The sequence below is a fragment of the Streptacidiphilus sp. ASG 303 genome (genome assembly GCF_020991365.1).
Lineage (GTDB): Bacteria > Actinomycetota > Actinomycetes > Streptomycetales > Streptomycetaceae > Peterkaempfera.
On the sequence record NZ_JAJLRA010000190.1, the window covers coordinates 1 to 280 of the forward strand.

Annotated in this window: 1 pseudogene; it reads left to right on the forward strand. The window is 81.4% G+C overall.

The window, feature by feature from the left end:
* Positions 1 to 280: pseudogene (locus LO771_RS30455) on the forward strand (amidohydrolase family protein); the annotation flags it as partial.

Sequence of the window (280 nt, forward strand, 5' to 3'; positions counted from 1 at the left end):
CGCCGGCCAGCGGCGCGACGCCCAGCAGGCGGCCCTGAGCCGTGTCGCCTCCCGCGGCATCGGCTCCGGCCACGCGTGCGGCGGCCCCGACATCTCCTCCGAGGAGGACTTCACCGGCCTGCTCGCCCTGGCCGCCGAGGGCGGCGGGCCGCGGGTGTTCGGCTCCTGGGGGGAGCTCGGCGCCGTCGGGACCGCCCGGCGCCTGGGCGCGGTCGGCGCGGGCGGCGACCTCTTCGTGGACGGCGCGCTCGGCTCCCGGACCGCCTGCCTGCACGCCCCC